2 protein-coding genes are annotated in these 1,715 nt (G+C 62.4%); both read left to right on the top strand.

Annotated features, from left to right (window positions below):
- The coding region (locus tag HX846_RS20700; RefSeq protein ID WP_178966004.1) for a chemotaxis protein CheA at positions 1-1,204 on the top strand (1,204 nt) is incomplete at its 5' end.
- Positions 1,205-1,253: 49 nt separating this feature from the next.
- Positions 1,254-1,715 (top strand): response regulator (locus tag HX846_RS20695; RefSeq protein ID WP_178966003.1); only part of this gene is annotated, 462 nt, incomplete at its 3' end.

The following is a 1,715-nucleotide window of genomic DNA, read 5'->3' as shown; positions in this document are numbered from 1 at the left end:
TGCCCCGGCCCCGGACAAGCAACCGGCCAGTGAAGCCGAAACCACCGTGCGGGTTGATACCGCGCGCCTGGACGACATCATGAACATGGTCGGCGAACTGGTGCTGGTGCGTAACCGCCTGGTGCGCCTGGGCCTGAACAGTGGCGACGAGGCCATGCAAAAGGCCGTGTCGAACCTCGACGTGGTCACCGCAGACCTGCAGACCGCCGTCATGAAGACCCGGATGCAGCCGATCAAGAAAGTCTTCGGCCGTTTCCCGCGCCTGGTTCGCGACCTGGCACGCCAGCTCAAGAAAGAGATCAACCTGGAACTGGTGGGTGAAGAAACCGACCTCGACAAGAACCTTGTCGAGGCCCTGGCCGACCCGCTGGTCCACTTGGTGCGCAACGCGGTCGACCACGGTGTCGAGACGCCGGAAGAGCGCGAAGCCTCAGGCAAGAACCGCCAGGGCAAAGTGATCCTGGCGGCCGAACAGGAAGGCGACCATATCCTGCTGTCGATCACCGATGACGGCAAAGGCATGGACCCCACGGTACTGCGCAACATTGCAGTCAAGCGTGGGGTGATGGACAAGGACGCCGCCGACCGCCTCACCGACACCGAGTGCTACAACCTGATCTTCGCCCCGGGCTTCTCCACCAAGACCGAGATTTCCGACGTGTCGGGCCGTGGCGTGGGCATGGACGTGGTGAAGACCAAGATCAGCCAGCTCAACGGCTCGATCAACATCTACTCGACCAAGGGCCAGGGCTCGAAGATCGTCATCAAGGTGCCGTTGACCCTGGCGATCATGCCGACCCTGATGGTGATGCTGGGCAACCAGGCGTTCGCCTTCCCGCTGGTCAACGTCAACGAAATCTTCCACCTCGACCTGTCGCGCACCAACGTGGTGGACGGCCAGGAAGTGGTGATCGTGCGCGACAAGGCGTTGCCGCTGTTCTACCTCAAGCGCTGGCTGGTGGCTTCGGCCAAGCATGAAGAGCAGCGCGAAGGCCATGTGGTGATTCTTTCCGTGGGCACCCAGCGTATCGGCTTCGTGGTCGATCAACTGGTGGGCCAGGAAGAAGTGGTCATCAAGCCTTTGGGCAAAATGCTGCAGGGAACCCCGGGCATGTCGGGTGCGACCATTACCGGTGACGGTCGGATCGCGCTGATTCTGGATGTTCCGAGCATGCTCAAGCGTTACGCCGCACGGCGTATTTGATTCGGCCCGGGCAGGGCGGTTGTCCCTCGCCCGGCCTAACGGAGTGTTTATGGTAGTCAAGGTCCTGGTGGTGGACGATTCGGGTTTCTTCCGCCGCCGCGTCTCGGAAATTCTTTCATCGGATTCCAATATCCAGGTGGTCGGCACGGCCACCAACGGCAAAGAGGCGATCGATCAGGCCCTGGCCCTCAAGCCGGACGTGATCACCATGGACTACGAGATGCCGATGATGGACGGCATCACGGCGGTGCGGCACATCATGCAGCGCTGCCCGACGCCGGTGTTGATGTTCTCCTCGCTGACCCACGAAGGCGCCCGGGTCACCCTGGATGCGCTGGATGCCGGCGCGGTGGACTTCCTGCCGAAGAATTTCGAAGACATCTCGCGCAACCCCGAGAAGGTCAAGCAGATGCTCTGCGAGAAGGTGCACAGCATCTCCCGCAGTAACCGTCGCAGCCTGTTCAGTGCGCCGGCGCCCGCTCCCGTTACGCCGCCACCGGCCGCCCCGAGC

It is taken from the genome of Pseudomonas sp. K5002 (genome assembly GCF_013386655.1).
Lineage (GTDB): Bacteria > Pseudomonadota > Gammaproteobacteria > Pseudomonadales > Pseudomonadaceae > Aquipseudomonas.
The sequence above is the reverse complement of the archived record's forward strand: the minus strand, read 5'-3'. Positions and strand labels throughout refer to the sequence as shown.